Source organism: Ostreibacterium oceani (assembly GCF_009362845.1).
In the GTDB taxonomy this organism is placed as follows: Bacteria; Pseudomonadota; Gammaproteobacteria; order Cardiobacteriales; family Ostreibacteriaceae; genus Ostreibacterium; species Ostreibacterium oceani.
In genome coordinates this window covers 1-1,919 of the sequence record NZ_WHNW01000025.1, presented here as the reverse complement: position 1 = coordinate 1,919, position 1,919 = coordinate 1, and the positions used below count along the sequence as shown (strand labels likewise).

Here is a 1,919-nt window from a genome sequence, read left to right as displayed (position 1 = left end):
GATGGTGATGGTATCTCTGATGACGCCGAAGTGGCTAACGGCAGCGACCCAGCCAACGCATGCGACCCAATGCAAGCCCCAGGCTATACCGGTTATGATGCAAGCAATACCACATGGGCAGCCGCAGACTGCGATGGTGACGGTATCACCAACGGCGATGAAGTGACCAATGGCACCGATCCTTACCTTGCAGAAGACAGCGACGGTGATGGCATACCAGACCACATTGAAAACGCTGCACCCAATGCAGGTGATGGTAATAACGATGGTACGCCTGACTACTTACAAGGCAATGTCGCGTCAATGCTCGATGCCACAGGCAGCTCATATGTCACTATGGCCGTTAATAATAGCTGTTCACAAGTCAATAACGTCGCGGTCGTAACCGAAACCGATATTGGACAAGTTGACCCCAACTATGCTTATACTTTCGGCTTAGTTGCAGTGACGCTAGACTGCATTAACCCAGGCGATAGCGCTGATATGAGTACTTTCTGGCACGGATTACAAAGTCCAACAGGGTATTTCTTTAGAAAACACGCGCCGACTGCACCTGGTTTGACTGACGATCAGTATCAACCTTACCCCAATAATGCCGTGGTGGTTAATATTGGTGGTAACGATGTGGTTCGATACGATTATGTCCTCACCGACGGCGCATTTGGTGACCATACCGTGACTGACTCAGTCATCATTGACCCCGCAGGCCCTGGTGCTGGTACAGACACCGACGGCGATGGTGTCCCTGATGATATCGAAATCGCAAACGGTAATGATCCCGCCAACGCGTGTGACCCAATGCAAGCGCCAGGCTATACGAGTTATGATGCAAGCAATGCCACGTGGGCAGCCGCAGACTGTGATGGCGACGGTGTCACCAACGGCGATGAAGCCATCAATGGTACTGATCCTTACAGCAATACAGATAGCGATGGTGATGGCATCCCAGACGATGCAGAAGTCGCAAACGGCAGCGACCCAGTCAATGCCTGTAGCCCCGATGTCAATGCAGGCAATTGTGACCAAGACGGCGATGGGCTGACCAATGACCAAGAAACCGCCGCAGGTACTGATCCAAACAATGCCGATAGCGATGGTGACGGCATCAGCGATGGCGATGAAGTCGCAAATGGCTCTGATCCACTCGATGCCTGTAACCCTAACGCGACCTTGGGCACTTGTGACCCAGACGGTGATGGACTGACCAACGACCAAGAAACCGCCGCAGGCACGGATCCAAACAATGCCGATAGCGACGGTGATGGCATCAGCGATGGCGATGAAGTGGCAAACGGCAGCGACGCAGTCAATGCCTGTAGCCCAGATGTCAATGCAGGCAATTGTGACCAAGACGGCGATGGCCTCACCAATGACCAAGAAACCGCTGCTGGTACGGACCCAACGCTTGCCGATAGCGACGGTGATGGCATCAGCGATGGCGATGAAGTGGCAAACGGCTCTGACCCAGTCAATCCTTGTAGCCCAGATGTCAATGCAGGCAACTGTGACCAAGACGGCGATGGCCTCACCAATGACCAAGAAACCGCTGCTGGTACGGACCCAACGCTTGCCGATAGCGACGGTGATGGCATCAGCGATGGCGATGAAGTGGCAAACGGCAGCGACGCAGTCAATGCGTGTGACCCCGCTCAAGCCCCAGGCTATACGAGTTATGATGCAAGCAATGCCACGTGGGCAGCCGCAGACTGCGATGGCGACGGTGTCACCAACGGCGATGAAGCCGCCAACGGTAGCGATCCATACCTTGCAGAAGACAGCGATGGTGATGGTATCTCTGATGACGCCGAAGTGGCTAACGGCAGCGACCCAGCCAACGCATGCGACCCAATGCAAGCCCCAGGCTATACCGGTTATGATGCAAGCAATACCACATGGGCAGCCGCAGACTGCGATGGTGA

At 54.5% G+C, this 1,919-nt stretch carries 1 pseudogene; it reads left to right on the top strand.

The features are described 5' to 3' along the window. A pseudogene (locus tag GCU85_RS10100) lies at positions 1–1,919 on the top strand (hypothetical protein); the annotation flags it as partial.